This window comes from Pseudomonas sp. TZ252 (genome assembly GCF_056110345.1).
On the sequence record NZ_CM148566.1, the window covers coordinates 1,956,736 to 1,981,890 of the forward strand.

The window sequence follows — 25,155 nt, forward strand, 5'->3', positions numbered from 1 at the left end:
CCATGAGCCGATCAGAGACCGTCTGGATCGTCGACGACGACCGCTCCATCCGCTGGGTACTGGAAAAGGCCCTGCAACAGGAAGGCATGACCACGGTGAGCTTCGACAGCGCCGACAGCGTCATCGGCCGCCTCGGCCGGCAGCAGCCGGACGTGATCATCTCCGATATCCGCATGCCCGGCGCCAGCGGCCTCGACCTGCTGGCGCAGATCCGCGAACTGCATCCGCGCCTGCCGGTGATCATCATGACCGCGCATTCCGACCTCGACAGCGCGGTGGCCTCCTACCAGGGCGGCGCCTTCGAATACCTGCCCAAGCCGTTCGACGTCGACGAGGCGGTCTCCCTGGTCAAGCGCGCCAACCAGCACGCCCAGGAGCAGCAGGGCCTGGAGCTGCCGGCGAACCAGGCGCGCACGCCGGAGATCATCGGCGAGGCGCCGGCGATGCAGGAGGTATTCCGCGCCATCGGCCGCCTCAGCCATTCCAACATCACCGTGCTGATCAACGGCGAATCGGGTACCGGCAAGGAGCTGGTCGCCCATGCCCTGCATCGCCACAGCCCGCGCGCAGCCTCGCCATTCATCGCGCTGAACATGGCGGCGATCCCCAAGGACCTGATGGAATCCGAGCTGTTCGGCCATGAGAAGGGCGCCTTCACCGGGGCCGCCGCCCAGCGCCGCGGACGCTTCGAGCAAGCCGATGGCGGCACCCTGTTCCTCGACGAGATCGGCGACATGCCGGCCGACACCCAGACCCGCCTGCTGCGCGTCCTGGCCGACGGCGAGTTCTACCGGGTCGGCGGGCACACGCCGGTGAAGGTCGACGTGCGGATCATCGCCGCCACCCACCAGAACCTGGAAAGCCTGGTGCGCGACGGCAAGTTCCGCGAGGACCTGTTCCATCGCCTGAACGTGATCCGCATCCACATCCCACGGCTGGCCGACCGCCGCGAGGACATCCCGGCGCTGGCCCGGCACTTCCTCAGCCGCGCCGCCCAGGAGCTGGCGGTGGAACCCAAGCTGCTGAAGACGGAAACCGAGGAGTACCTGAAGAACCTCGGCTGGCCGGGCAACGTCCGCCAACTGGAGAACACCTGTCGCTGGATCACCGTGATGGCCTCCGGCCGCGAGGTGCACATCGACGACCTGCCGCCGGAGCTGCTGACCCAGCCGCAGGACAGCGCGCCGGCGGCGAACTGGGAACAGGCCCTTCGCCAGTGGGCCGACCAGGCGCTGGGCCGCGGCCAGTCGAACCTGCTGGACAGCGCCGTGCCGGCCTTCGAACGGATCATGATAGAAACCGCCCTCAAGCACACCGCCGGCCGCCGCCGCGATGCCGCCGTGCTGCTCGGCTGGGGCCGCAATACCCTGACCCGCAAGATCAAGGAGCTGGGGATGAACGTCGATGGAGCCGACGACGAAGGCGACGACTGAAGCGCCACTGCTCCCATGAGCGACCCAACGGGGCCTTCGGGCCCCGTTTTTCATGGTCCGTCGCGCGCCCGTGCCAAGCGAGACGCCGCCCCGGCCTCGGCAGGGCGCCCGCCCGGCACCACCGGTCAAATCGTAGCGTAGGGCGAATAACCGCATCGCGGTTATCCGCCGATTGTGCAGGGCCGCGGCGGATAACGCCTATGGCGTTATTCGCCCTACCGTCCGCAGCACAGCCCCAACCTCGGCGAGCGCCCGCCCGGCACCGTCGATCAAACCGGGGCGTAGGGCGGATAACCGCATCGCGGTTATCCGCCGGTTCGGCAGGACAGCGGCCCTTGCCCGGATTTTGGGCAGCGTGCACCAGCAGGCGACAAATCGGCATCAATCGCTGGCGGAAAAGCCCGCTCCGTCATTTTTCCGCAATCGACTTCCCACAAACCCCTGGGATGCCGCCAAGCCCTTGATCCACGGGCTTCCAGAGGCATTCATCACCAGCTCGCCCACAGACTTACCCACAATCCTTCAGGAAAGCGAGCGCGCCGCCAGCGCGCTCATGAGAATTGGCACAGCCCCTGCATTGGAGCAGATAACGAAGATTTCGGGGGCCTCGGTACAGGCAGGCTGGGGAATCCCCTCTTTTACACCCGGCGGCAGACGCAGCATCCGCGCGCAACCGCCACACCCGTTTCGGGGACCTCGGTACAGGCAGGCTGAGAACTCCCCTCTTTTATGCCCGGCGGTAGCGCAGTGATCCGCGCCTCCGCCCTCCCGTTTGGGGACCTCGGTACAGGCAGGCTGAGAATTCCCCCTTTTATTCCCGGCCGTCGCGCTCCTGCAGTTCGACGACCAGGCGCCAGCCCTCGCCGTCCTCCGACCACTGCCAGCGCCCCTGCAAGGGGCGGGTCGAGACCAGGCTCAACAGCAGCGCCTTTCCCTCCTCGCGGACGCGCCAGCGCAACGGTTGGCCCAGCCATCGTCCATCTCCCTGCTGCGCCGCGCCCCGGGCGACGATGCGCAACGTCAGGGCACCCTCCACCCGTGCCGCCGTAACCGCAGCCTGGCGATCGAAGCGCAGGACCAGGCCCTGCTCGCTCTCCCCGACCGCCAGCAGTTGCGGCGCAGACGTCGGCAGCGAAGCGGGACCGAACAACCTGCCGAGCATCAGCCCGAACAACAACCCGGCAAGCACCAGCGCACCCCAGACTTTCCAGCGCTGGCGCCGCAGATCGTCGATGGCGGAGGTAGAATGCCGCCCGTTATCTGCTCCGGAGCCCTGCATGTTCCACGTCATACTGTTTCAACCGGAAATTCCTCCGAATACCGGCAACATTATCAGGCTCTGCGCCAACGCCGGATGCAGTCTGCACCTGATCGAGCCGCTCGGTTTCGAACTGGACGACAAGCGCTTGCGCCGTGCCGGCCTCGACTACCACGAATACGCCAGCGTACGCCGCTACCCGGATCTGCAGAGCTGCCTCGAGGCCCTCGGCCAGCCACGCCTGTTCGCCTTCACCACCAAGGGGTCGCGGGCCTTCCACGAAGTGGCCTACCAGCGCGACGATGCCTTCCTCTTCGGCCCGGAAAGCCGCGGACTGCCGGAGGACGTGCGCAACGCCCTGCCAACCGATCGGCGCCTGCGCCTGCCGATGCGCGAAGGCTGCCGTAGCCTGAACCTGTCCAACACGGTGGCGGTGACCGTCTACGAAGCCTGGCGCCAGCTCGGCTTCGCCATGGACTGAGCCGGCCGACAGGCATGAAAAAGCCCGCGCAAGGCGGGCTTCTTCGCAAGCGCTGGGCTTACTGGACCGACGGCGTCGGGATCTCGCCGGAGGCCTGCATGCGGGCGATTTCCTGGGCGTAGAGGGCGTCGAAGTTCACCGGCGACAGCATCAGCGCCGGGAACGAACCGCGTACCACCAGGTTGTCCAGGGCTTCGCGAGCGTACGGGAAGAGGATGTTCGGGCAGAACGCGCCGAGGGTATGGCTCATGCTCGACGGATCGAGGTTCTTGATCAGGAAGATGCCGGCCTGCTGCACTTCGGCGATGAAGGCAGTGGTGTCCTCGCCGTTCTTCACGGTCACCGATACGGTCAGGACCACTTCGTAGAAGTCGCCGTCCAGCTGCTTCTGGCGAGTGTTCAGGTCCAGGCTGATGGACGGGTTCCATTCCTGGCGGAAGATTTCCGGGGACTTCGGCGACTCGAACGACAGGTCGCGCAGGTAGATGCGCTGCAGGGAGAACTGGGGTTGCTGCTCGTCGGCAGCGCCGTTGGTAGCTTGCTCGGTCATTTTCGGGCCTTCCCTTGGGTCAATTCATGAATGGTTTCAGGCAGACAGCAGCGCGTCCAGCTTGCCGGCGCGCTCCAGTGCATGAAGGTCGTCGCAGCCGCCGACATGGGTCTCGCCGATCCAGATCTGCGGCACGGTGGTCGATCCCGCCTTGCGTGCCAGCTCGGCGCGCAGTTCGGGCTTGCCGTCGCAGGCGATCTCCTGGAAGTCCACGCCCTTGCGTTGCAGCAACTGCTTGGCGCGGATGCAGTACGGACACCAGGCGGTGGTGTAGATCACGACGGGCGGCATGTCACTTCACCAGCGGCAGGTTGTCGCCGCGCCAGCTGCCGATCCCGCCGGACAGCTTGGCGGCGTTGAAGCCGGCCTTCTTCAGGACGCCGCCCCAGGTACCGGAGTGCTGGCCCATGGCGTCGACCAGGATGATGGTCTTGCCCTTGTACTTTTCCAGTTCGGTCATGCGGCTGTTCAGCTTGTCGGCCGGGATGTTCAGCGCGTCGACGATGTGCCCGCTGGCGAACTCCTTGGCCGGACGGATATCCAGGACCACCGCCTGGTCGGCATTGACCAGCGCGGTCAGCTCGCGGGTCGACAGGCTCTTGCCGCCCTTGCGCAGCTCGTGCAGCAACAGCAGGACCAGCAGGACCAGCAGCGCCGCGACCAGCAGGTAGTGGTTGGTGGCGAACTCGATCAGACGGGAAACGAATTGCATGGTGACGGATATCCAGGGCGTAAAAATGCCGGCCAGTATACAGACCGCGCCGGCCAGGGGGGAACCCGCCGGGCGGCGCCCCGCTCGGCTCCAGGAAATGGCGTCGCGGGAAACTTCACGGTTAGAATGCCGGTCCTTTTCTGTGAAGCTGGCCAGTTCCGGCCCGGGCACGGTTCGGGCGGGACAGAGGGAGCGAGGATAGCGGCATTCGGTTGCGGATCGGCGTCATCGGTTTAATCAATCAGCCTCTTCCTACGTCTTGAACGACAATGTTCCCACTAAATTTGGTCAGTTTCTGAACCCCGCGGAAATAGAGCCGGACATATGACTGCCACGCCCAAACCCCTGGTCCTGATCATCCTGGACGGCTTCGGCCACAGCGAAAGCCCTGACTACAACGCCATCTACGCCGCGAAGAAGCCGGTCTGGGATCGCCTCCTGGCAACCCAGCCGCACGGCCTGATCTCCGGCTCCGGCATGGACGTCGGCCTGCCCGACGGCCAGATGGGCAATTCCGAGGTCGGCCACATGAACCTCGGCGCAGGCCGCGTGGTGTACCAGGACTTCACCCGCGTCACCAAGGCCATCCGCGACGGCGAATTCTTCGAAAACCCGGTGATCGCCGGCGCGGTCGACAAGGCCGTCGCCGCCGACAAGGCGGTGCACATCCTCGGCCTGCTCTCCCCGGGCGGCGTACACAGCCATGAAGACCACCTGGTGGCGATGGCGCAGATGGCCGCCAGGCGCGGCGCCGGCAAGATCTACCTGCATGCCTTCCTGGATGGCCGCGATACCCCGCCGAAAAGCGCGCAGCCGTCGCTGGAGCGTCTCGACGCCACCTTCGCCGGGCTCGGCAAGGGCCGCATCGCCTCGATCATCGGCCGCTATTTCGCGATGGACCGCGACAACCGCTGGGACCGCGTCCAGGCCGCCTATGAACTGATTGTCGACGGCAAGGCCGAGTTCACCGCCGACTCCTCGGTGGCAGCCCTCGAGGCCGCCTACGCCCGCGGCGAGAGCGACGAATTCGTCAAGGCCACCGCGGTGGTCCCGGCCGGCGCCGAAGCGGTGCGGGTCGAGGATGGCGACGCGGTGATCTTCATGAACTTCCGCGCCGACCGCGCCCGCGAGCTGAGCCGCGCCTTCGTCGAGCCGGCATTCAATGAGTTCCCCCGCGAACGAGCCCCGCAGCTGGCAGGTTTCGTCATGCTGACCCAGTACGCGGCGAGCATCCCGGCGCCCTGCGCCTTCCCGCCGGAGCCGCTGACCAACGTCCTCGGCGAGTACCTGGCCAAGCATGGCAAGACCCAGCTGCGCATCGCCGAGACCGAGAAGTACGCCCATGTGACCTTCTTCTTCTCCGGCGGCCGCGAGGAACCCTACGAGGGCGAGGAGCGCATCCTGATCCCCTCGCCGAAGGTCGCCACCTACGACCTGCAACCCGAGATGAGCGCGCCGGAAGTCACCGACCGTATCGTCGAGGCCATCGAGCAACAGCGCTACGACGTGATCGTGGTCAACTACGCCAACGGCGACATGGTCGGCCACACCGGGGTGTTCGAGGCCGCGGTCAAGGCCGTGGAGTGCCTGGACACCTGCATGGGCCGTATCGTCGAGGCGCTGGACAAGGTCGGCGGCGAAGCCCTGATCACCGCCGACCACGGCAATGTCGAGCAGATGGAAGACGAGTCCACCGGCCAGGCGCACACCGCGCACACCTGCGAACCGGTGCCCTTCGTCTACGTCGGCAAGCGCAAGCTGAGCATCCGCGAAGGCGGCGTGCTGGCCGACGTGGCGCCGACCATGCTGACCCTCATGGGGCTGGAGCAGCCGGCGGAAATGACCGGTCGCAGCATCGTCACCCTCGGCTGATCCGCGAACGACGAACTCCCGCGCAGGGCGGATAACCGCGTCGCGGTTATCCGCCGCTTCTGCAGGCCATCGACGGATAACGCCTGCGACGTTATCCGCCGTAGCGGGCCGGGCGCCGCGCCCTGTTTCCACGACGCCACCTTCCCCGCTTTAACGCTGCCGATCGGCCGACAGGCCTGGCCACGCGGCGTCGAGACGTGTGCCGCGGTTTTCATTTTCCGCGTCTCCCCCCCTGCCTCCCGCTACGTCGCCGAGGCCCGTGCTAGCCTTGCCCGCGCTGTCTTTTCCATCTGCCCTACAAGGATTTCCGCCGATGTGGTTCCTCCTCGCCACCTCGCTCCTCGCCCTGTCCTTCCAGCGCCTGCTGGCCCTCGTCTTGCTGCTCGCGACCTGCTGTCTCGCCTTCTACGACGGGGTTCTCGCTCCGCCTGCGGTCGCCGCCCTGGCTGCACTGGGCGTCCTCGCCCTGTTGCGCCGGCGTCTGGCGGCACGCCGCGCCTGGGCCCTGGGCCTGGAGCTGCTGCTGGTCGCCGGCGCGGTGGGCCTGTTCCTGCACCTGCTACCCGGCTTCGCCAACCCCAGGATCCTGGACAAGGCGGTGGTCGGCCCGCAGAGCCTGCCGTTCACCATGTACTTCAACTTCGACAAGGCACTGGTGCCGTTCCTGCTACTGGCCTGCCTGCCGAGCCTGTTCCGCGACGAAGCCCGCGCTCCCGGCCGCCCCTGGTACTGGCTGCTGCTCGTGGCGGCGGTGCCGGCGCTGCTTCTGCTGGCTGTCGGCGTCGGCCTGCTGCGGCCGGAACTCCACGCGCCGGCCTGGCTCTGGCAGTTCATCCTGGCCAACCTGTTCTTCGTTTCCCTTGCCGAGGAAGCGCTGTTCCGCGGCTACCTGCAGCAACGCCTGGGCCAATGGCTGGGCCCCTGGCCCGCCCTGGCGCTGGCCTCGGCGCTGTTCGGCCTGGCGCACTTCGCCGGCGGCCCGCTGCTGATGCTGTTCGCCGGCCTCGCCGGGCTGATCTACGGGTTGGCCTGGCTGTGGAGCGGCCGCCTGTGGGTGGCGACGCTGTTCCACTTCGGGCTGAACCTGACGCATCTGCTGCTGTTCACCTACCCGCTCTACAGACCCGCCTGATGCCCGTGGCCTTCGTCGTCGACGACATCCGCCGCTGCCATCCGGCTGAAATACGTGGAAGCGCCCCACAGCGCGCGGTGCGGGGCGTTTTTTTTAACGGCGGCCACGGGCATACTAGGCCGGTCCAATTCCCAGGTGCCCGCCACCCCATGCTCCGCCTCCTTCCTCTCCTGCTATCCCTCGCCTGTCTCGCTCCGGCCTTCGCCGACGAGCGCGCCGACACCCAACGCCAGCTGGAACAGACGCAGAAGGACATCCGCGAGCTGAAGAAGCTGCTGGACGGCATCCAGCAGGAAAAGAGCGGCGTGCAGAAGCAGCTGAAGTCCACCGAGACCGAGATGGGCGACCTGGAAAAACAGATCAAGGCCCTGCAGGACGAGCTGGACAAGAGCGAAGCCGAGCTGAAACGGCTGGATGGGGAGAAAAAAAAACTCCAGGACGCGCGCATTGAGCAGCAGCGCCTCCTCGCCATCCAGGCCCGCGCGGCCTACCAGAGTGGACGCGAGGAATACCTGAAGCTGCTGCTGAACCAGGAACACCCGGAAAAATTCAGCCGCACCCTCACCTACTACGACTACATCAACAAAGCCCGTCTCGAACAGCTCGCCAGCTTCAACGAAACCCTCCGCCAGTTGGCCAACGTCGAGCAGGACATCTCTGCGCAGAAAGCCGAACAACTGAGCAAGCAAGGCGAGCTGGACAGCCGCCGCGAGGCGCTGGCAGCGACCCGCAAGGAGCGCCAGCAAGCCCTGGCCAAGCTGAACAGCGACTACCGCGAACGCGACCAGAAGCTCAAGTCCCGCCAACAGGACCAGGCCGAGCTGGCCAAGGTACTGCGGACCATCGAGGAAACCCTGGCCCGCCAGGCCCGCGAAGCCGCCGCCGCGGCGGAGCGCGAGCGCCAGCGCGCGCTGGCCGCCGAACGCGAGCGTGCGCGCCAGCAGCAGGCCGCCCCCGGACGAGTCACCAGCCCGCCGCGCGAACCTGCGCCGGGCCCGCTGGTCTCAAGCACTGGCGCGGTCTACGGTGGCGCGTTCGGCTCGGCCCGCGGCAAGCTGCCGTGGCCGGTGAATGGCCGCGTCGTGGCGCGCTTCGGCAGCCAGCGCGGCGACGATCCGCGGGCGAAATGGGACGGCGTACTGATTTCGGCGAGCGCCGGCAGCACCGTCCGCGCGGTGCACGGCGGACGCGTGGTATTCGCCGACTGGTTGCGCGGAGCCGGCCTGTTGGTCATCCTCGACCACGGTGGCGGCTATCTCAGCCTTTATGGCCATAATCAAAGCCTGCTGAAAGACGCCGGCGACACCGTGAAGGCCGGAGACCCGATTGCCACCGTTGGAACCAGCGGCGGCCAGAGTAGCCCGGCCGTGTACTTCGCCATTCGCCATCAGGGCCGCCCGGCGGACCCTACTACCTGGTGCCGCGCACAGGGATAGGCGCCGAACTCGTGATTAGGAGCTGAACATGCTGCATTGCTTCCGTCCCACCACCCTGGCGCTGGCCCTGCTGCTCGGCGCGGGCGCGGCCCAGGCTGCCGACGCCCCGGCCGACGCCGCGCCACTGGCCAACGGTAGCAGTGCCCCGCTGCCCCTCGACGAGCTGCGTACCTTCGCCGAGGTTCTCGACCGGGTGAAGGCCGCCTATGTCGAGCCAGTGGACGACAAGACCCTGCTGGAGAACGCCATCAAGGGCATGCTTAGCAACCTCGACCCGCACTCCGCCTACCTCGGCCCGGAGGACTTCGCCGAGCTGCAGGAAAGCACCAGCGGCGAGTTCGGCGGCCTGGGCATCGAGGTCGGCAGCGAAGACGGCTTCATCAAGGTGGTCTCGCCGATCGACGACACCCCCGCGGCCCGCGCCGGCATCCAGCCCGGCGACCTGATCGTGCAGATCGACGGCAAGCCGACCAAGGGCCAGTCGATGACCGAAGCGGTCGACAGCATGCGCGGCAAGGCCGGCTCCCCGATCACCCTGACCATCGTCCGCGATGGCGGCAGACCGTTCGACGTCGAACTCAAGCGCGCCATCATCAAGGTCAAGAGTGTCAAGAGCCAGGTCCTCGAACCCGGCTACGCCTACCTGCGCATCACCCAGTTCCAGGTCAACACCGGCGAGGAAGTGGTCAAGGCGCTGAACCAGCTGCGCAAGGACAACAAGGGCCGTCTCAAGGGCCTGGTCCTGGACCTGCGCAACAACCCCGGCGGCGTGCTGCAGTCCGCCGTCGAGGTAGCCGACGCCTTCCTCACCAAGGGCCTGATCGTCTACACCAAGGGCCGCATCGCCAACTCCGAGCTGCGCTTCAGCGCCGACCCGGCCGATCCCAGCGACAAGGTTCCGCTGGTGGTGCTGATCAACGGTGGCAGCGCCTCGGCGGCGGAAATCGTCGCCGGTGCCCTGCAGGACCAGAAGCGCGCGATCCTGATGGGCACCGACAGCTTCGGCAAGGGCTCGGTGCAGACCGTGCTGCCGCTGAACAACGACCGCGCCCTGAAGCTCACCACCGCGCTCTACTACACCCCCAACGGGCGCTCCATCCAGGCCCAGGGCATCGTTCCGGACATCGAAGTCGGACGCGCCAAGGTGACCCAGGAGCGGAGCAGCTTCGAGGGCTTCAAGGAAGCCGACCTGCAGGGCCACCTGGCCAACGGCAACGGCGGCGCCGACCGCCCCACCGGCAAGCGTGCCGCGCCGAGCGAGCGCCCGCAGGATTCCGACTACCAGCTCAGCCAGGCCCTTAGCCTGCTGAAAGGCCTGAGCGTCACCCGCGGCAACTGATGTCGGCGTTCCGCGTTGCCCTGCTGGGCCTGTGCCTGCTGTTCAACCAGGCCCAGGCCCGCCAGGACCCCGTCCCCTACCAGCGCCCGCCGCTGCTGACCGTGGTCATCGATGACCTCGGGCAGAACCTGGCACGCGACCGCCGGGTTCTCGACCTGCCCCCCGGCGTAACCCTGGCGATCATCCCGGAAACCCCGCATGCCGCCGAACTGGCCCGCGAGGCGCACCAGCGCGGGCGCACGGTGATCCTGCACATGCCGATGGACCCGGCCGGCGGTCCCTACGCCTGGCGGCCGGAGCTGACCCAGGAAGAGCGTGCGCGGCGGCTGGACGCGGCGCTGGCCAAGGTGCCGTTCGTGCAAGGCCTGAACAACCACGAGGGCAGCCGCATGACCGCGGTGCGCCCGGCGATGGCCTGGCTCGCCGAGGAACTCCAGCGTCGCGGCCTGTACCTGGTCGACAGCCGCACCAGCGCCGCCACCGTGGCCGCCAGCGAGGCGCAGCGGATCGGCCTGGCGAGCGTCTCGCGCGATGTGTTCCTCGACAACGAAGCCACACCGGAAGCGGTCTCCGCACAACTGCAGGCCGGCGTCGCCCTGGCCCGCAAGCAGGGTTCGGCGTTGCTCATCGGCCACCCGCACAAGGCCACCCTCGACGTGCTGGCGCGGGAGCTGCCGAAGCTGCGCGCCCAGGGCATCGAGCTGGTACCGCCGCAGATGCTCATCGGCGAGCGCGGCAACCGCAACGTCAACCCACGCCAGGCGCCGCACTGAAGCCGGGTTTACCGGCGTCGCGGCAGCGGTTAAGGTGACGTCCTCGTCATTCCTGCACGGACGCACCGATGGCCCGCCCTTCCCCTCCCATGCCCCTGCTCGCCGCCGCCCTGCTGGTCGCAGGCGCGATTCCCCTCGGTTTCATCTGGATCCTCACCAGCGCCAAGTTCGAGATAGGCGGCGCCAGCCCCGGCGAGAGCACCGTCGGCAAGGTCGAGAACATCGACCAGCGCGCCATGGAGCAATTCTGCACCGGCGTGCGGGCGACGCCCGCCGGCACCTGGCTGGTAGGCCGGCGCGAGGTCGGCCGCGACGAGCAGGCTCTGCCCGAGGGCGTCATCGACCTGGACCTGGTGGCGGCCGCCCAGCCCAGGGAAAAAGAGTCCGACCCCCACCTCTTCAACTTCCTCAACGGCATGCTGCTATCCGGCGGCGATCCGGAAACCACCTATGTCTCGCGCCTGGGCGCGGACGGCGTGTTCCACGAAGTGGCGCGGCTCGGCGAGACCGCCTGCCTGGAAGTCACGCCGGACGGTTCCAGCGTCTTCCTGCTCACCGGCCTGCGGCGCCCGGGCAAGGACAACGGTCAGCGCGAGCAGACAGTGGTGCTGCGCAGCGACGACCAGGGCAAGAGCTGGCGGCGGCTCGAGGAAGGCTTCATGGCCGAGGCGAATCGACTGGGCTGGGCTCTCGCACCGCGCTTCCACGGCAAGGATGAAGTCTGGGTCTGGGGTGATTTCGAATACGGCGGTGCCGATGGCGGCCGGGAACCCGGCCAGCCGAGCGGGCTGTTCTATTCGCCCGACCGCGGCGCCAGTGTCGAGTCGATCGCCACCTCCGCGCCGCTGCTGGTCGACCTCGCCTACGCCCGCGAGTTGGCGCCGAACGGCGTCAACTGGGGCGACTACAACGGCAAGCACGGGCAGATCAAGGCACACGTCGCCCAACTGAACGCGGAGCGCGCCGCGATCTGGGTAAGCCAGACCTTCCGCTATGGCCCACCCGAGGGGCGCTACCTGACCAGCTCGATATTGGTCACCACCCAGGCCGAACTGCGCCGCGAGGGCGGACGCTGGCAGATGGGCGCGATCCGGCGCACCGACGGCGTGGCCGTCGAGCGCCTGGAACAGAACATGGACGGTCGGGTGATCGCAGTGCTCGACCACCCGGACGAATCGCGCTCGCTGATCGCCGAGCTCGATCGCGACGCGCTCGAATGGAAGATCACCGGCAAGCTGCCCAGCCCGTTCTGGCCCCTGCCGTCCAGTTCCGGGCTGCGCGAGTTCTACATGGGCAGGAATGTGCTGCTGGCCAACACCATGAGCCACTACGAAGTGCCGCTGTGGCTGTATCCCGACGAAGAGCCGGCGAGCGTCTCCGCCAACGCGGTGTACTACTCGGACGACTGGGGTTCATCCTGGCGCCGCCTGGACATCGCCGGCTACCTCGGCGTGCTCGGCTTCGACGAGGCGCACGACCGGGTGTTCTGGGCCCGCGGCAACTGGTACGACAGCCGCGACCTCGGCGTCCAGGCCTACGACCTGGACTGAGCCCCCTCGCCGCGCCGGCGGAGGGGCGCCCGCCAGTCAGAGGTAGTTGGCGACGGCTTCGTCGACGAAGCCTTCCTGGCGCATCTGCTCCAGGGCCTTTTGCAGGCGCTCCACCACCTCGTCCGGAGTGTCCTTGTTCAACGCCAGGTAGAGCTTGGCCTCGTTGAAACGCAGCACCGTCTGCAGGCCGGACACGCCTTCCTGCTTGGCCAGGTAGCGGCCGACCGGATCGGTGGTGGCCCACAGGTCGATCTGCCCGCCGGTAAGCTTCTTCACGTTTTCCTGGTCGCGCAGGGCGTTGATCACCGGGATGCCCTGGGCCTCCAGGTGCTGGCTGACCGCGTCGTTCTTGTAGGCGCCGAGCTTGTAGCGGGCGGCGTCCTTGAGATTCTTCACGGCGATCTTGCTGCCGGCCGGCGCCAGCAACACCCAACTGGTGTCGGCCAGCGGGCCGACCCATTTGAACTGCGGCACCCGCTCGGGGGTGTAGGTCATGGAGAACAGCCCGTAGCCGGGCTTGTCCAGGGTCAACCGGTACAGGCGGTCCCAGGGGAAGCGCAGGCTCAGGGAATAGCCGATGCCGGCGCGCCTGAACATCTCCCGGACGATGTCGGCACTGATGCCGTCGATGCCATCGTCGCGGGCGAAGTTCTTGTCGTCCACCGCCATGTTGAAGGGCGGGAAGTTCTCGGTCAGCAGCACCACCTTGTAGTCGGCGGGCAATTCGGCACGGGCCGCGGAGGCCCCCAGCAACACCCCCAGGATCAGGGTCTGGATCAGGACTTTCAGCATGGTCACACCGCTCGCTTGGTTATCGTTATTGGCTAGCGGCATCCCTGCGTCAGGACGAAATACCTGGCTCGTCGGCCTTCCATGGCATTGCCGGCGGGGCCGGCAAAGGCGTTTCCCCGCCCGGCCCCCTGTTGGCCGGACGGAGCGAATCAGAGATAGCTGTTGAGGATGTCCTCGACGAAACCTTCCTTGCGCATGCCGTCCAGGGCTGCCTGGAGCTTCTGCACCACTTCGTCGGGAGTCTCGCGGTTGAGCGCCAGGTACAGCTGGTCGCTGTTGAAGCGCAGCACCGTCTTCAGGCCGGTCACGCCTTCCTGCTTGGCCAGGTAGCGCCCGGCGGGATCGCCGCTGGCCCAGAGGTCGATCTGGCCCTTGACCAGCTTCTGCGCGTTTTCCTGGTCGCGTAGCGCCAGGTCGGCCTCGAAACCGTTCTTGCCGAGGAACTCGGCGATGGCATCGCCCTTGTAGGCGCCGATCCGGTATTTCTTCGCCTCGTCCAAGCTGCCCAGGGTGATCGGGCTGTCGCCCTTGGCCAGCAGCACCCAGTCGTCCGGGCCGATCGGACCAACCCACTTGAACTTGTCCTCGCGCTCGGCCAGGCGGGCGGTGACGAACACCCCGTAGCCGGGCTTCTCCAGCGCCAGCTTGTAGATGCGGTCCCAGGGGAAACGCAGGGTCAGGCTGTACTTGATGCCGGCGCGCTTGAACATCTCGCGGACGATATCCACGGCGATGCCGTCGATGTTGTCTTCCTGGGCGAAGTTCTTGCCGTTGATCGCCATGTTGTACGGCGGGAAGTTCTCCGTGAGCAGGACCATGCTGTAGTCGGGATCGGTTTCGGCGCGCGCGCCGCCGACCAGCAGCAGGGTTGCGAGCAGCGCGAAGAGCAGGCTTCTTTGCATTGTTGTCATCCTGTCAGGGGCCTGGAGCGAGGCAGAATAACCAGCGCCGCGCCGCCAGGCCAGCCTTTTGCCAGCATCGCCGGCGAGGCGTCAGTAGCGCTCGCGGATCTGCTTCAACAAGCCTTCGCTGCGCAGCGCGTCGACCGCCGTTTGCAACTTCTGCACCAGCTCGTCCGGGGTGTCCTTGTTCAGCGCCAGGAACAGCTCGGCGGTATGGAAACGCTGGACCACCTTCACCTCCTTGAGGCCCTCGCGCTGGGCGACGTAGCGCCCGCTCGGATCGGCGGTGACCCAGAGATCGATCTGCCCACTGGCCAGCTTGTCGACGTTCTCGTTGTCGCGCAGCGCCAGTTGCACCTGCAGGCCGCGGTCGACCAGGTGCTGACTGATGGCGTCGTTCTTGTAGCCGCCGATCCGGTAGCGCGCGGCGTCTTCCAGGCTGTTCAGGTGGATGCTGCTGTCGCCGCGAGCCATCAGTACCCAGTCGTTGACCGCCAGCGGGCCGACCCACTTGAACTTGTCCTCGCGCTCCGGCGTACGGGCGGTGGAAAACACGCCATAGCCGGGCTCGCTCAGCGCCTGCTGGTAGACCCGGTCCCAGGGGAAGCGCAGGATCAGCTGGCACTCGATCTGCGCGCGCTCGCAGGCGGCGCGCACGGTATCGGTGCTGATGCCGCTGATGCCATCGTCCTTGGCGTAGTTGCCGCCGTTCACCGCCATGTTGAACGGCACCAGGTTCTCGGTCAGCAGGACCAGGGTTTCGGCGCGCGCCAGGGCGCTAGCGCATAGCAGGGCCAGGCTGCCGACGCAGCCGAGAGCCAGACGGAAGATGGACATGGAGGACTCCCTGTCGGTCGCAATGTTTGTCGTTATGGCAGGGCATCGGCGCTCTAGCGGCACCTGATGCGGGGGGCGTGACTGTACCTGAAAGAAAGCCGCGCGAGTGTCGACTCGCGCTCAGGAATGGCTAGCCGATCACCGGCCCTGTGCGCTGCGGCGCAACGCGCCTCAGCGCACCACGATACCGCGGCTGGCCAGGTAGGCCTTGGCTTCCGGCACGGTGTACTCGCCGAAGTGGAAGATGCTCGCCGCGAGCACCGCGTCGGCCTTGCCCTCGAGGATGCCGGCGGCCAGATGCTCCAGGTTGCCGACGCCGCCGGAAGCGATCACCGGCACGTTCACCGCCTCGCTGATGGCGCGGGTCACGCCCAGGTCGTAACCGCTCTTCACGCCGTCCTGGTCCATGCTGGTCAGGAGAATCTCGCCAGCGCCCAAGTCTTCCATCTTCTTAGCCCAGAGCACGGCATCCAGCCCGGTGGGCTTGCGCCCGCCATGGGTGAAGATTTCCCAGCGCGGCGCCTCGCCCGGGGCAGAAACCTTCTTCGCGTCGATGGCGACCACGATGCACTGCGAGCCGAAGCGGTCGGCGGCCTCACCGACGAACTCGGGGTTGAACACCGCGGCGGTGTTGATCGAGACCTTGTCCGCGCCGGCATTCAACAGGTTGCGGATGTCCTGCACGCTGCGTACGCCGCCGCCCACGGTCAGCGGAATGAACACCTGGCTAGCCATGCGCTCGACGGTATGCAGGGTGGTGTCGCGCCCGTCGACGCTGGCGGTGATATCGAGGAAGGTGATCTCGTCGGCACCCTGCTCGTCGTAACGGCGGGCGATCTCGACCGGGTCGCCGGCGTCGCGGATGTTCTCGAACTTGACGCCCTTGACCACTCGGCCGTTGTCCACGTCGAGGCAGGGGATGATGCGTTTTGCCAGTGCCATGCGGTTCGCCTCAGGCCTTGAAGTTGTCGCACAGCGCCTGGGCTTCGGCCACGTCCAGGGTGCCTTCGTAGATCGCCCGGCCGGTGATGGCGCCGATGATCCCCGGGGTGCGGGCGTCCAGCAGCTTCTGGATGTCGCCGAGATTGTGGATACCGCCGGAGGCGATCACCGGAATCCGCGTGGCATTGGCCAGCGCGGCGGTAGCCTCGACATTGCAGCCCTGCATCATGCCGTCCTTGGAAATATCCGTGTAGACGATGGCGGACACCCCGTCGGCCTCGAAGCGACGAGCCAGGTCGATCACCTGGACTTCGCTGACCTCGGCCCAGCCGTCGGTGGCGACGAAACCGTCCTTGGCATCCAGGCCGACGATGACCTTGCCCGGGAAGGCGCGGCAGGCCTCGCCGACGAACTCAGGCTGCTTGACCGCCTTGGTGCCGATGATGACGTAGCTGACGCCGGCGCGAACGTAATGCTCGATGGTTTCCAGCGAGCGGATGCCGCCGCCGATCTGGATCGGCAGGTCCGGGTAGCGACGGGCGATGGCGGTGACCACCTCGCCGTTGACCGGCTTGCCTTCGAAAGCGCCGTTCAGGTCCACCAGGTGCAGGCGGCGGCAACCGCCATCGACCCATTTGGCGGCCATCGCCACCGGATCGTCGGAGAAGACCGTGGCGTCTTCCATCAGGCCCTGGCGCAGACGCACGCAGGCGCCGTCTTTCAAGTCGATCGCGGGAATGATCAGCATCGGTGAACCCTGTTCAAGTCTGTATTCGGTGGACAGGCGCGCGGAAACTCAACTCTTTTCCAGCGCCCAGACATCGCTCTCGATGCTTTCGAACCGTTCCTTCAGGTACGACTGCACGTCGAGGATGGCCTTGTTGTAGAAGTACGGGGCGAACTCGCGGGCGAAGAAATCGAGCAGTTCCTCGGCTTCGAAGGAACCCAGCTCCAGTTCGAAGCGGTCCTCCATGAAGCGCTTGATCGCCAGTACCGCGTCCTGGGTCTGCGCGGCGTCCAGCTGGAGGATCGGCGTCTTGCTCTTCGCCCTGGCCATGGCCTACCAGCGCCCGTCCCAGGCCACGAAGTTCTGCAGCAGTTGCAGGCCGTGGGTATGGCTCTTTTCCGGGTGGAACTGCACGGCGAAACGCGAGCCTTCGGCCAGCGCGGCGGCGAAATCGACGCCGTAGTGCCCGTGCCCCACCACCTGGCGCGGGTTACCGGCCTCGATGTAATAGCTGTGCACGAAGTAGAAGCGCGCCTGGTCGGGAATCTCGTGCCACAACGGGTGCTCCACCGCCTGGCTCACCTGGTTCCAGCCCATGTGCGGCACCTTCAGGTGCTCGCCGGCTTCGTGCAGGTCCTTGCCGAAGAAGCGCACCTGGCCGGGGAACAGACCGATGCAGTCGACCCCGTCGTTCTCCTCGCTGCGCTCCAGCAATGCCTGCATACCGACACAGATGCCGAGGAACGGGCGGTCCTGGCTGACCTCGCGGACCAGAGCGTCGAAGCCCAGGCGGCGGATCTCGGCCATGCAGTCGCGGATCGCGCCAACCCCGGGGAACACCACCCGGTCGGCCTCGCGGATCACCGCCGCGTCGCTGCTAACCAGCACCCGGCCGGCACCGACGTGCTCAAGGGCCTTGGCCACCGAGTGCAGGTTGCCCATGCCGTAGTCGATCACGGCTACCGTCTGCATCACAGGCACCCTTTGGTCGACGGCATCTGCCCGGCCATCCGCTCGTCCAGCTCGATGGCCATGCGCAGCGCGCGGCCGAAGGCCTTGAACACGGTCTCGATCTGGTGGTGGGTGTTGTGCCCGCGCAGGTTGTCGATGTGCAGGGTCACCTGGGCGTGGTTGACGAAGCCCTGGAAGAATTCCATGAACAGGTCGACGTCGAAGCCGCCGACGCTGGCACGGGTAAAGGGAACGTGCATCTGCAGGCCGGGCCGCCCGGAGAAGTCGATGACCACCCGCGACAGCGCCTCGTCGAGGGGCACGTAGGCGTGGCCGTAGCGGCGGATGCCCTTCTTGTCGCCGATGGCCTTGGCGAAGGCCTGGCCGAGGGTGATGCCGATGTCCTCGACGGTGTGGTGATCGTCGATATGCAGGTCGCCCTTGCACTCGATGTCCAGGTCGATCAGGCCGTGGCGGGCGATCTGGTCCATCATGTGGTCAAGGAAGGGAACCCCGGTATCGAACCGGGCCTTGCCGGTCCCATCCAGGTCGATGGAGACCTTGATCTGGGTCTCCAGGGTGTCGCGCGCGACGGATGCCTTGCGTTCGGCCATCACCAGCTCCACAGCTAACACTGCACGTAATTATAAGAGGGCCAGCATTATAGGCAGGCCCGGGCTGGCGCTGCCAGCCGCGACCGTCGGCGCGAATCGCCCCACGGGCGGCGGGCCAGGCCTTACACTGCGCTCCTTTCATCCCGCCGCGGAGAGCCGCATGCCCGTGATCGTCGAAACCCTCGCCCAACCCAGCGCCCAGGATCGCCTGGACCTGGCGAAGATCTACGCCGACGCGCCGGACTGGCTGTTCGCCCCGCATGCCGACGGCGCGGCGCTGGTCGCGGCCGGGCTGGCCGCCGGCGAGCTGATCGCCGGGCGCTTCAACGACCGCCTGCTGGGTGCCGCCCTGCTGCGGCGCGGCGACGACGCCTGGCAGCTGTCGCACCTTTGCGTGCGCGGCATCACCCGCGGCCGCGGGGTCGGCCGACGCCTCCTCGACGAGGCCCGGCGCCTGGCTGCCGAAGCCGGCAAGCCGCTGCGCCTGGTCGCCCCGGACGGGCACCTGGAGGCCCGTGCCCTCGCGGCACGCCACGGGCTGCCGCTGGACAGCCTCTGATATGCTCGGTGGCGGTCCCCGCCACGGAGCTTCGCCATGTCCTTTTCCTCCGCCGAGCGCGCCGCCCTGCTTGCCCTCAAGGGGGTCGGCCCGACCGTGCTGCAACGCCTGGAGCAGATGGGCCTTGACAGCTTCGTCCGGCTGCGCGACTGCGACGCCGCGAGTATCCTCGCCCAGGGCGCGGCCCTGACCGGCTCCAGTTGCTGGAAGAACAGCCCGCAGGCGCGGGCAGCGATCGTCGCCGTGCTGCAGCGCGCAGCCAGCGACGTATGAACGACGTCGACGTACTGGTAGTCGGCGCCGGCGCCCTCGGCCTGGCCTGCGCTGCGCGCCTGGCCGAAGCCGGCCACGGCGTACTGGTGGCGGAGCGCGAACGGCTGGTCGGTAGCCACACCTCCAGTCGCAATTCCGAAGTGATCCACGCCGGCCTCTACTACCCGCCCGGCTCGCTCAAGGCCGATCTCTGCCTGGAAGGCCGCGAACGCCTGTACGCCTGGTGCGCCCGCCACGGCGTCGGCCACCGGCGCATCGGCAAGCTGCTGGTGGCGGTGGAAGAAAACGAGCGCGAGAAGCTCCAGGCCCTGGCGGCCAACGCACGCGCCTGCGGGGTCGACGACCTGATGCCGCTGGACGGCACCACGCTGCGCGCGCTGGAGCCCCAGGTCCGCGGGGTCGCCGCCCTGCTCTCGCCGAGCACGGGAATCATCGACAGCCACGCCTACCTGCAATCGCTGCAGGCCGTCGCCGAACGCCACGGCGCACAACTGGCGCTGGACACCCGGGTCGACCGCCTGGAGCGCCACGCCGGCGGCTGGCGCGCCGAAGGACAGAGCGTCGGCGAAGCGTTCCGGTTGCGCGCGGGCTGGGTGGTCAATGCCGGCGGCCTGTTCGCCCAGGCGCTGGCGCAACGCACCGAAGGCCTCGATCCGCGCCTGGTGCCGGCGCTGCACCTGTGCCAGGGGCGCTATTTCTCCTACAGCGGCCGCTCGCCGTTCCGCCACCTGGTCTACCCGATGCCCGAGGCGCGCACCGCCGGGCTCGGCATCCACGCCACCCTCGACCTCGGCGGCCAGTTGCGCTTCGGTCCCGACGTGAATTACGTGGACAACCTCGACTACCGCGTCGACGAATCCCTCCGCCCCGCCTTCGCCCAGGCCATCTCGCGCTACTTCCCCGGCATCGATCCTCGGCGCCTGGCCGCCGGCTACGCCGGCATCCGGCCCAAGCTCGGCGGGGCGGGGGAACCCGCCGCCGACTTCATCATCCAAACCCCTGCCGAACACGGCCTGCCCGGCCTGGTCAACCTGTTCGGCATCGAGTCGCCCGGCCTCACCGCCAGCCTGGCGCTCGCCGAACGGGTCGCCCGCGCACTCTGAGACGAGGTTTCGCCGCGCGCAGGGTCGGCCTGGCAAAACGGCGTTGTTATACTCGCCCGCACATTCACCGCTGCCAGCACAAAGGATTCGTCCATGAAAGCATTCGGCAAGGTCCTGGGGCTGTTCTTCCTGGGACTCTTACTGCTCGTCGTGGCCCTGGGCTTCGCCCTGACCCACCTGTTCGATCCCAATGACTACAAGGACGAAATCCGCCAGATCGCCCGCGACAAGGCCAACCTGGAGCTGGACCTGAAGGGCGACATCGGCTGGAGCCTGTTCCCCTGGCTGGGCCTGGAACTGCACGACACCAGCATCGCCAGCGCCGCCACGCCGACCAAGCCGTTCGCCGACCTGCAGATGCTCGGCCTGTCGGTGCGGGTCCTGCCGCTGCTGCGCAAGGACGTGCAGATGAGCGCGATCCGCGTCGAAGGCCTGAGCCTGGACCTGGTCCGCGACAAGCAGGGCAAGGGCAACTGGGAAAACATCGGCAAGCCGGCCCAGCCCCAGGCCCCGGCCGCTCCTTCCGCCACCCCGCCGGCAGCGGACGGCAAGGGCGCCCAGGCGCAGGCACCGGAGCAGGCGCCGCAGAACGACAGCCCGCGCACCCCGATCAAGCTCGACATCGACAGCCTCAACGTCAACAACGCCCGCGTCACCTATACCGACGAAGCCAGCGGCAAGCAGTACAACGTCGAGGGCATCGAGCTGAGCACCGGCGCCATTCGCGAAGGCAGCAGCATTCCGCTGAAGCTCAACGCCTACCTCGGCACCAACCAGCCGGTGGTACGGGTCAAGACCGAGCTGACCGGCAACCTGCGCTTCGACACCGCGCTCAGGCGCTACCAACTGGAAGACGCCAGGCTCTCCGGCGAAGCCTCGGGCGAGCCGCTGCAAGGCAAGACCGCCACCTTCTCCGCCCAGGGCCAGTTGCTGCTCGACCAGTCGGCGCAGATCGCCGAGTGGAACGGCCTGAAGCTGAGCGTCAACCAGTTGCGCGCCCTCGGCGAACTGAAGGCCCGCGAGCTGGACAAGGACACCAAGTTCAGCGGCGGCCTGTCGATCGCGCCGATGAACCTGCGCGAGTTCCTCGCCGGCATCGGCGTGACCCTGCCGGCCATGGCCGATGCCAACACCCTCGGCAAGTTCGAGCTGAACACCCGCCTGGCCGGCAGCCGCAACAGCCTGAATCTCGAAGACCTCAAGCTGGGTCTGGACGACACTGCCTTCAGCGGCCGCTTCGGCATCGCCGATTTCGCCAGGCAATCGCTGCGCGCCCAGCTCAAGGGCGACAAGCTCGACCTCGACCGCTACCTGCCGGCCAAGGCCAAGCAAGCCCAGGATGCCGCCAGCGCCACGCGCAAGGCGGAAGTCGACGCCACCGTGGCCAGTGCCGCCCAGGGCAACACGCCGCTACCGGAAAAACCGACCAGGCAGGCCTGGAGCGACGCGCCGCTGCTGCCCATCGCGACCCTGCGCAAGCTCGACCTGGACGTGGCGCTGAACTTCGGCCGGCTGACCGTCGAGAAGCTGCCGATCGACGACGCCAGCCTGAAGCTGCGCGGCCAGGGCGGCGTGATCAGCCTCGACGACATGCGCGGCGGGCTGTACAACGGCCGCTTCAACGCCAAGGCCAACCTCGATGTACGCCAGGACAGCGCCGTGCTGACCGCCACCAAGCACATCGCCAACGTGCCGGTGGAGCGCCTGCTCGAAGCCCAGGGCAAGAAACCGCCGGTGAAGGGGCTGCTCGACCTCGACGCCGACATCCGCACCAGCGGCAACAGCGAGAAATCCTGGATCGACCATCTCAACGGCAACGCACGCTTCAGCCTGATCAACGGCGTGCTGCCCGACGCCAACCTGGAGCAACAGCTCTGCCAGGGCATCGCTACCCTCAACCGCAAGGCCCTTGCCGGTACTCACGGCGGCAAGGACACGCCTTTCCGCGAGCTCAAGGGCAGCCTGAACTTCACCAACGGCGTGGCCAGCAACCCTGACCTGAAAGTGGCCATTCCCGGCCTGGCGGTCAGCGGCCACGGCGATATCGACCTGCGCGTGCTGGGCATGGACTATCGCATCGGCGTGGAGATCCAGGGCGACAAGAGCGACATGCCGGACCCGGCCTGCCAGGTCAACCAGCGCTACGCCGGCATCGAATGGCCGCTGCTCTGCCGCGGCCCGCTGGAACTCGGCGCCAAGGCCTGCCGCCTGGACAAGGAAGGCATGGGCAAGGTCGCCGCGAAACTGGCCGGCAATCGCCTCAACGAAAAACTCGAAGAGAAGCTCGGCGACAAGGTCAGTCCGGAGCTGAAAGACGCACTCAAAGGGCTGTTCAACCGCAAATGACACCTGAAGGCTTCAACGGCGCGGTCCTCGACTGGTACGACCGTCACGGTCGCAAGGACCTGCCCTGGCAGCAGGGCATCACCCCCTACCGGGTGTGGGTCTCGGAAATCATGCTGCAACAGACCCAGGTCAGCACCGTGCTCGGTTACTTCGACCGTTTCATGGCAGCGTTGCCCGACGTCGAGGCACTGGCCGCGGCGGCCGAGGACGAAGTCCTGCACCTATGGACCGGGCTCGGCTACTACAGCCGTGCGCGCAACCTGCACAAGACCGCGCAGATCGTGGTCGAGCGGCATGCCGGGGAGTTCCCCCGCGACGTCGAGCAGCTCGCCGAACTGCCCGGCATCGGCCGCTCCACCGCTGGAGCCATCGCCAGCCTGTCGATGGGCCTGCGCGCACCGATCCTCGACGGCAACGTCAAGCGCGTACTGGCGCGCTACCTGGCGCAGGACGGCTATCCCGGCGAACCGAAGGTGGCCAGGGCGCTGTGGGAGGCCGCCGAACGCTTCACCCCGCACGCACGGGTCAACCACTACACCCAGGCGATGATGGACCTCGGCGCCACCCTCTGCACGCGCAGCAAGCCCAGTTGCCTGCTTTGCCCGCTGGTCTCCGGCTGCCGCGCGCACCTGCTCGGCCGCGAAGCCGATTATCCGCAGCCCAAGCCGCGCAAGGCGTTGCCGCAGAAGCGCACGCTGATGCCGATCCTGGCCAACCGCGACGGCGCCATACTGCTCTACCGGCGGCCTTCCAGCGGACTCTGGGGCGGGCTCTGGAGCCTCCCCGAACTGGACGACCTCGACGGCCTCGAACCGCTCGCCGCGCGCCATTCCCTGGCCCTCGGCGAGCGCCGCGAACTGAGCGGCCTGACCCATACCTTCAGTCATTTCCAGCTCGCCATCGAGCCCTGGCTGGTGGCGGTGGAAGGCGCTCCGCGCGCCGTGGCCGAGGGCGACTGGCTCTGGTATAACCTCGCCACCCCGCCGCGCCTGGGCCTCGCCGCTCCGGTGAAGAAGCTGCTCAAGCGCGCAGAACAGGAACTCGGACGCGGCACGACCGCGTGAATGCCGGGCCCGCGGGCCCGGCGGCAACTGCAGGAGAACGACCATGAGCCGCACCGTGATGTGCCGCAAGTACCACGAAGAGCTGCCCGGCCTCGACCGCCCGCCGTATCCTGGCGCGAAGGGCGAGGACATCTACAACAACGTGTCGCGCAAGGCCTGGGACGAGTGGCAGAAGCACCAGACCATGCTGATCAACGAGCGTCGCCTGAACATGATGAACGCCGAGGACCGCAAGTTCCTCCAGCAGGAGATGGACAAGTTCCTCTCCGGCGAGGACTACGCCAAGGCCGACGGCTACGTGCCGCCATCCGCCTGACCCCCACCCCGCCCGACGGAGGCCGCCATGACCCCATCCCTCTCTGGCCTGCCTCCGTTCCGCACCGCGCTGATCGGCTACGGCTTCGCCGGCAAGACCTTCCACGCCCCGCTGATCCGCGCGGTACCGGCGTTGTGCCTGGAGCACGTGGTCTCCCGCGACCCTGGGCGGGTGCACGCCGACCTGCCCGAAGCCCGGGTCAGCGCCGATCCGGATGAGGCCATCGAGGCCGCCGACATCGACCTGGTGGTCATCGCCTCGCCCAATGCCACCCACGCCAGCCTCGCCGAACGGGCCTTGCGCGCCGGCAAGCACGTGGTGGTGGACAAGCCGTTCACCGTCACCCTGGCCGAAGCCCGGCGCCTCGCCGACCTCGCCCGTGAACGGCCTGGGCAGGTCCTCTCGGTGTTCCAGAACCGGCGCTTCGACAGCGACTTCCTCGCCGTGGAGGCCGCCCTGCAGGCCGGCAGCATCGGCCCGGTGCGCTACTTCGAGTCGGCCATCGAGCGCTTCCGTCCGCAGGTCCGCGACCGCTGGCGCGAACACGACCTGCCCGGCTCCGGGCTGTGGTTCGACCTCGGCCCGCACCTGCTCGACCAGGCACTGTGCCTGTTCGGCGTACCGCAGCGTGTGCACGGACACCTGCGCCGGCTGCGCGAGGGGGCGCAGACCGACGACTGGTTCGAGGTCCTGCTCGATTATCCGCACTGCCAGGTAGCGCTGCGCGCCAGCATGCTCGCCGCCAATCCGGCGCCACGCTTCAATGTGCACGGCGACCACGGCAGCCTGCTCAAGGCCGGCGCCGACATCCAGGAAGCGCAACTGCTCCAGGGACTGCACCCCGGTTCCGCCGGCTGGGGCCGCGATCCCGACCTGCTGCAGCACATCGATGGCCAGGGCCTGCGCCAGTCGCTGGTCACCCCGGCAGGCGACCAGAGCCGCTACTACCAGGCGCTGGCCGCCGCCATCCGCGGCCAGTCGCGCAACCCGGTGTCGGCGCAACAGGCCTGCGCGCTGATGGCCCTGCTGGAGTTGGCACGACGCTCCGCCGAGGAAGGCCGGAGCCTGCCGGTGGAGCTGCGCGACGAGGAACGCCAGGCCTGGAACTGAGGCCCGGCAGTCCGGCGGAAACCGCGAGGGGATCGTAAGGCGTTAAAAAACAAAAAAAATTTCTTCGCCGGTGTTGACACTGC

27 protein-coding genes are annotated in these 25,155 nt (G+C 67.5%); 15 read left to right on the plus strand and 12 right to left on the minus strand.

Going from position 1 to position 25,155, the window contains the following annotated elements; all coding sequences use genetic code 11:
* The first annotated feature begins 2 nt into the window (after nucleotides 1-2).
* Complete coding sequence (gene ntrC / locus ACYAF3_RS08965) at nucleotides 3-1,433, plus strand: two-component system response regulator NtrC (protein ID WP_033968429.1); 1,431 nt, start codon at nucleotides 3-5, stop codon at nucleotides 1,431-1,433.
* An 811-nt stretch (nucleotides 1,434-2,244) separates the two neighbouring features.
* Here ntrC and ACYAF3_RS08970 read toward each other — a convergent pair.
* On the minus strand, nucleotides 2,245-2,712 hold the full coding sequence (locus tag ACYAF3_RS08970; RefSeq protein ID WP_003096038.1) for a hypothetical protein: 468 nt from the start codon (nucleotides 2,710-2,712) through the stop codon (nucleotides 2,245-2,247).
* Here ACYAF3_RS08970 and trmL point away from each other — a divergent pair.
* Nucleotides 2,711-3,172 carry a tRNA (uridine(34)/cytosine(34)/5-carboxymethylaminomethyluridine(34)-2'-O)-methyltransferase TrmL gene (gene trmL, locus ACYAF3_RS08975; protein ID WP_003104666.1) on the plus strand — a complete coding sequence of 154 codons (462 nt, stop codon included), beginning with the start codon at nucleotides 2,711-2,713 and terminating at the stop codon, nucleotides 3,170-3,172. The genes ACYAF3_RS08970 and trmL overlap by 2 nt on opposite strands.
* A gap of 58 nt (nucleotides 3,173-3,230) precedes the next feature.
* On the opposite strand, the gene secB is transcribed toward trmL, so the two are convergent.
* Genes secB through ACYAF3_RS08990 form a run of 3 tightly spaced genes read right to left on the minus strand, consistent with a single transcriptional unit; the run spans nucleotide 3,231 to nucleotide 4,434 of the window.
* Nucleotides 3,231-3,722: a protein-export chaperone SecB gene (gene secB, locus ACYAF3_RS08980; protein ID WP_003096050.1), complete on the minus strand. Its 492-nt coding sequence runs from the start codon at nucleotides 3,720-3,722 to the stop codon at nucleotides 3,231-3,233.
* A gap of 36 nt (nucleotides 3,723-3,758) precedes the next feature.
* Nucleotides 3,759-4,013 (minus strand): glutaredoxin 3, encoded by a 255-nt coding sequence (gene grxC / locus ACYAF3_RS08985; protein WP_003096057.1) that lies wholly within the window; start codon nucleotides 4,011-4,013, stop codon nucleotides 3,759-3,761.
* A 1-nt stretch (nucleotide 4,014) separates the two neighbouring features.
* Nucleotides 4,015-4,434, minus strand: coding sequence for a rhodanese-like domain-containing protein (locus tag ACYAF3_RS08990; RefSeq protein WP_003096058.1), 420 nt, complete (start codon nucleotides 4,432-4,434; stop codon nucleotides 4,015-4,017).
* A 324-nt stretch (nucleotides 4,435-4,758) separates the two neighbouring features.
* Between ACYAF3_RS08990 and gpmI the strand changes: the two genes are divergently transcribed.
* From gpmI to ACYAF3_RS09020, 6 genes are all read left to right on the plus strand, one after another.
* Entirely contained in the window at nucleotides 4,759-6,306 is a 1,548-nt protein-coding gene (gene gpmI / locus ACYAF3_RS08995; protein ID WP_003114478.1) for a 2,3-bisphosphoglycerate-independent phosphoglycerate mutase, read from the plus strand.
* 313 nt (nucleotides 6,307-6,619) lie between these two features.
* On the plus strand, nucleotides 6,620-7,438 hold the full coding sequence (locus tag ACYAF3_RS09000; protein ID WP_003125784.1) for a CPBP family intramembrane glutamic endopeptidase: 819 nt from the start codon (nucleotides 6,620-6,622) through the stop codon (nucleotides 7,436-7,438).
* 149 nt (nucleotides 7,439-7,587) lie between these two features.
* The gene (locus ACYAF3_RS09005) at nucleotides 7,588-8,874 is read left to right on the plus strand and encodes a murein hydrolase activator EnvC family protein (RefSeq protein WP_017002357.1); all 1,287 of its coding nucleotides are present in this window, start codon (nucleotides 7,588-7,590) and stop codon (nucleotides 8,872-8,874) included.
* Nucleotides 8,875-8,902: 28 nt separating this feature from the next.
* Complete coding sequence (cptA, locus tag ACYAF3_RS09010; protein WP_003096067.1) at nucleotides 8,903-10,213, plus strand: proteolytic complex protein CptA; 1,311 nt, start codon at nucleotides 8,903-8,905, stop codon at nucleotides 10,211-10,213.
* Entirely contained in the window at nucleotides 10,213-10,986 is a 774-nt protein-coding gene (locus ACYAF3_RS09015) for a divergent polysaccharide deacetylase family protein (protein ID WP_003096069.1), read from the plus strand. The genes cptA and ACYAF3_RS09015 overlap by 1 nt, the downstream gene beginning before the upstream one ends.
* 68 nt (nucleotides 10,987-11,054) lie before the next feature.
* Nucleotides 11,055-12,536 carry a hypothetical protein gene (locus ACYAF3_RS09020; protein WP_003106328.1) on the plus strand — a complete coding sequence of 494 codons (1,482 nt, stop codon included), beginning with the start codon at nucleotides 11,055-11,057 and terminating at the stop codon, nucleotides 12,534-12,536.
* Between the two features lie 36 nt (nucleotides 12,537-12,572).
* Here the strand turns inward: ACYAF3_RS09020 and ACYAF3_RS09025 are convergent, their stop codons facing one another.
* The 8 genes from ACYAF3_RS09025 to hisB all read right to left on the minus strand — a co-directional run bounded on the left by ACYAF3_RS09025 (nucleotide 12,573) and on the right by hisB (nucleotide 18,301).
* Complete coding sequence (locus tag ACYAF3_RS09025; protein ID WP_003096075.1) at nucleotides 12,573-13,328, minus strand: substrate-binding periplasmic protein; 756 nt, start codon at nucleotides 13,326-13,328, stop codon at nucleotides 12,573-12,575.
* A gap of 149 nt (nucleotides 13,329-13,477) precedes the next feature.
* A complete protein-coding gene (locus tag ACYAF3_RS09030) occupies nucleotides 13,478-14,230 on the minus strand; it encodes a substrate-binding periplasmic protein (RefSeq protein WP_003106330.1) in 753 nt (250 codons plus the stop codon).
* 90 nt (nucleotides 14,231-14,320) lie between these two features.
* Nucleotides 14,321-15,067 (minus strand): substrate-binding periplasmic protein, encoded by a 747-nt coding sequence (locus ACYAF3_RS09035; protein WP_003106332.1) that lies wholly within the window; start codon nucleotides 15,065-15,067, stop codon nucleotides 14,321-14,323.
* 171 nt (nucleotides 15,068-15,238) lie between these two features.
* The gene (hisF, locus tag ACYAF3_RS09040) at nucleotides 15,239-16,009 is read right to left on the minus strand and encodes an imidazole glycerol phosphate synthase subunit HisF (RefSeq protein WP_003106334.1); all 771 of its coding nucleotides are present in this window, start codon (nucleotides 16,007-16,009) and stop codon (nucleotides 15,239-15,241) included.
* A gap of 10 nt (nucleotides 16,010-16,019) precedes the next feature.
* Nucleotides 16,020-16,757: a 1-(5-phosphoribosyl)-5-[(5-phosphoribosylamino)methylideneamino]imidazole-4-carboxamide isomerase gene (gene hisA, locus ACYAF3_RS09045; protein WP_003106336.1), complete on the minus strand. Its 738-nt coding sequence runs from the start codon at nucleotides 16,755-16,757 to the stop codon at nucleotides 16,020-16,022.
* A gap of 48 nt (nucleotides 16,758-16,805) precedes the next feature.
* The gene (locus ACYAF3_RS09050) at nucleotides 16,806-17,066 is read right to left on the minus strand and encodes a DUF2164 domain-containing protein (protein ID WP_003096084.1); all 261 of its coding nucleotides are present in this window, start codon (nucleotides 17,064-17,066) and stop codon (nucleotides 16,806-16,808) included.
* A gap of 3 nt (nucleotides 17,067-17,069) precedes the next feature.
* The gene (gene hisH / locus ACYAF3_RS09055; protein WP_003096087.1) at nucleotides 17,070-17,708 is read right to left on the minus strand and encodes an imidazole glycerol phosphate synthase subunit HisH; all 639 of its coding nucleotides are present in this window, start codon (nucleotides 17,706-17,708) and stop codon (nucleotides 17,070-17,072) included.
* Nucleotides 17,708-18,301 (minus strand): imidazoleglycerol-phosphate dehydratase HisB, encoded by a 594-nt coding sequence (gene hisB / locus ACYAF3_RS09060; RefSeq protein WP_003096088.1) that lies wholly within the window; start codon nucleotides 18,299-18,301, stop codon nucleotides 17,708-17,710. The genes hisH and hisB overlap by 1 nt, the downstream gene beginning before the upstream one ends.
* 160 nt (nucleotides 18,302-18,461) lie before the next feature.
* On the opposite strand from hisB, the gene ACYAF3_RS09065 reads away from it, so the two are divergent.
* From ACYAF3_RS09065 to ACYAF3_RS09095, 7 genes are all read left to right on the plus strand, one after another.
* On the plus strand, nucleotides 18,462-18,860 hold the full coding sequence (locus ACYAF3_RS09065; protein WP_003112623.1) for an acetyl-CoA sensor PanZ family protein: 399 nt from the start codon (nucleotides 18,462-18,464) through the stop codon (nucleotides 18,858-18,860).
* Nucleotides 18,861-18,896: 36 nt separating this feature from the next.
* Nucleotides 18,897-19,133, plus strand: coding sequence for a hypothetical protein (locus ACYAF3_RS09070; RefSeq protein WP_003105533.1), 237 nt, complete (start codon nucleotides 18,897-18,899; stop codon nucleotides 19,131-19,133).
* Nucleotides 19,130-20,236 (plus strand): NAD(P)/FAD-dependent oxidoreductase, encoded by a 1,107-nt coding sequence (locus tag ACYAF3_RS09075; protein ID WP_003105534.1) that lies wholly within the window; start codon nucleotides 19,130-19,132, stop codon nucleotides 20,234-20,236. The genes ACYAF3_RS09070 and ACYAF3_RS09075 overlap by 4 nt, the downstream gene beginning before the upstream one ends.
* Nucleotides 20,237-20,329: 93 nt before the next feature.
* Complete coding sequence (locus ACYAF3_RS09080; RefSeq protein WP_003105535.1) at nucleotides 20,330-22,582, plus strand: AsmA family protein; 2,253 nt, start codon at nucleotides 20,330-20,332, stop codon at nucleotides 22,580-22,582.
* Nucleotides 22,579-23,646, plus strand: a complete 1,068-nt coding sequence (gene mutY, locus ACYAF3_RS09085; RefSeq protein WP_003096098.1) for an A/G-specific adenine glycosylase — start codon at nucleotides 22,579-22,581, stop codon at nucleotides 23,644-23,646. The genes ACYAF3_RS09080 and mutY overlap by 4 nt, the downstream gene beginning before the upstream one ends.
* Before the next feature lie 43 nt (nucleotides 23,647-23,689).
* The gene (locus ACYAF3_RS09090; RefSeq protein WP_003096100.1) at nucleotides 23,690-23,962 is read left to right on the plus strand and encodes an oxidative damage protection protein; all 273 of its coding nucleotides are present in this window, start codon (nucleotides 23,690-23,692) and stop codon (nucleotides 23,960-23,962) included.
* 27 nt (nucleotides 23,963-23,989) lie between these two features.
* Complete coding sequence (locus tag ACYAF3_RS09095; protein WP_128669364.1) at nucleotides 23,990-25,072, plus strand: oxidoreductase; 1,083 nt, start codon at nucleotides 23,990-23,992, stop codon at nucleotides 25,070-25,072.
* Nucleotides 25,073-25,155: the final 83 nt, after the last annotated feature.

Coding starts and splice junctions, on each gene's coding strand:
- ntrC (WP_033968429.1), top strand. CDS start 3: ATGAGCCGATCAGAGACCGTCTGGATCGTCGACGACGACCGCTCCATC.
- trmL (WP_003104666.1), top strand. CDS start 2,711: ATGTTCCACGTCATACTGTTTCAACCGGAAATTCCTCCGAATACCGGC.
- ACYAF3_RS08970 (WP_003096038.1), bottom strand. CDS start 2,712: ATGCAGGGCTCCGGAGCAGATAACGGGCGGCATTCTACCTCCGCCATC.
- secB (WP_003096050.1), bottom strand. CDS start 3,722: ATGACCGAGCAAGCTACCAACGGCGCTGCCGACGAGCAGCAACCCCAG.
- grxC (WP_003096057.1), bottom strand. CDS start 4,013: ATGCCGCCCGTCGTGATCTACACCACCGCCTGGTGTCCGTACTGCATC.
- ACYAF3_RS08990 (WP_003096058.1), bottom strand. CDS start 4,434: ATGCAATTCGTTTCCCGTCTGATCGAGTTCGCCACCAACCACTACCTG.
- gpmI (WP_003114478.1), top strand. CDS start 4,759: ATGACTGCCACGCCCAAACCCCTGGTCCTGATCATCCTGGACGGCTTC.
- ACYAF3_RS09000 (WP_003125784.1), top strand. CDS start 6,620: ATGTGGTTCCTCCTCGCCACCTCGCTCCTCGCCCTGTCCTTCCAGCGC.
- ACYAF3_RS09005 (WP_017002357.1), top strand. CDS start 7,588: ATGCTCCGCCTCCTTCCTCTCCTGCTATCCCTCGCCTGTCTCGCTCCG.
- cptA (WP_003096067.1), top strand. CDS start 8,903: ATGCTGCATTGCTTCCGTCCCACCACCCTGGCGCTGGCCCTGCTGCTC.
- ACYAF3_RS09015 (WP_003096069.1), top strand. CDS start 10,213: ATGTCGGCGTTCCGCGTTGCCCTGCTGGGCCTGTGCCTGCTGTTCAAC.
- ACYAF3_RS09020 (WP_003106328.1), top strand. CDS start 11,055: ATGGCCCGCCCTTCCCCTCCCATGCCCCTGCTCGCCGCCGCCCTGCTG.
- ACYAF3_RS09025 (WP_003096075.1), bottom strand. CDS start 13,328: ATGCTGAAAGTCCTGATCCAGACCCTGATCCTGGGGGTGTTGCTGGGG.
- ACYAF3_RS09030 (WP_003106330.1), bottom strand. CDS start 14,230: ATGCAAAGAAGCCTGCTCTTCGCGCTGCTCGCAACCCTGCTGCTGGTC.
- ACYAF3_RS09035 (WP_003106332.1), bottom strand. CDS start 15,067: ATGTCCATCTTCCGTCTGGCTCTCGGCTGCGTCGGCAGCCTGGCCCTG.
- hisF (WP_003106334.1), bottom strand. CDS start 16,009: ATGGCACTGGCAAAACGCATCATCCCCTGCCTCGACGTGGACAACGGC.
- hisA (WP_003106336.1), bottom strand. CDS start 16,757: ATGCTGATCATTCCCGCGATCGACTTGAAAGACGGCGCCTGCGTGCGT.
- ACYAF3_RS09050 (WP_003096084.1), bottom strand. CDS start 17,066: ATGGCCAGGGCGAAGAGCAAGACGCCGATCCTCCAGCTGGACGCCGCG.
- hisH (WP_003096087.1), bottom strand. CDS start 17,708: ATGCAGACGGTAGCCGTGATCGACTACGGCATGGGCAACCTGCACTCG.
- hisB (WP_003096088.1), bottom strand. CDS start 18,301: ATGGCCGAACGCAAGGCATCCGTCGCGCGCGACACCCTGGAGACCCAG.
- ACYAF3_RS09065 (WP_003112623.1), top strand. CDS start 18,462: ATGCCCGTGATCGTCGAAACCCTCGCCCAACCCAGCGCCCAGGATCGC.
- ACYAF3_RS09070 (WP_003105533.1), top strand. CDS start 18,897: ATGTCCTTTTCCTCCGCCGAGCGCGCCGCCCTGCTTGCCCTCAAGGGG.
- ACYAF3_RS09075 (WP_003105534.1), top strand. CDS start 19,130: ATGAACGACGTCGACGTACTGGTAGTCGGCGCCGGCGCCCTCGGCCTG.
- ACYAF3_RS09080 (WP_003105535.1), top strand. CDS start 20,330: ATGAAAGCATTCGGCAAGGTCCTGGGGCTGTTCTTCCTGGGACTCTTA.
- mutY (WP_003096098.1), top strand. CDS start 22,579: ATGACACCTGAAGGCTTCAACGGCGCGGTCCTCGACTGGTACGACCGT.
- ACYAF3_RS09090 (WP_003096100.1), top strand. CDS start 23,690: ATGAGCCGCACCGTGATGTGCCGCAAGTACCACGAAGAGCTGCCCGGC.
- ACYAF3_RS09095 (WP_128669364.1), top strand. CDS start 23,990: ATGACCCCATCCCTCTCTGGCCTGCCTCCGTTCCGCACCGCGCTGATC.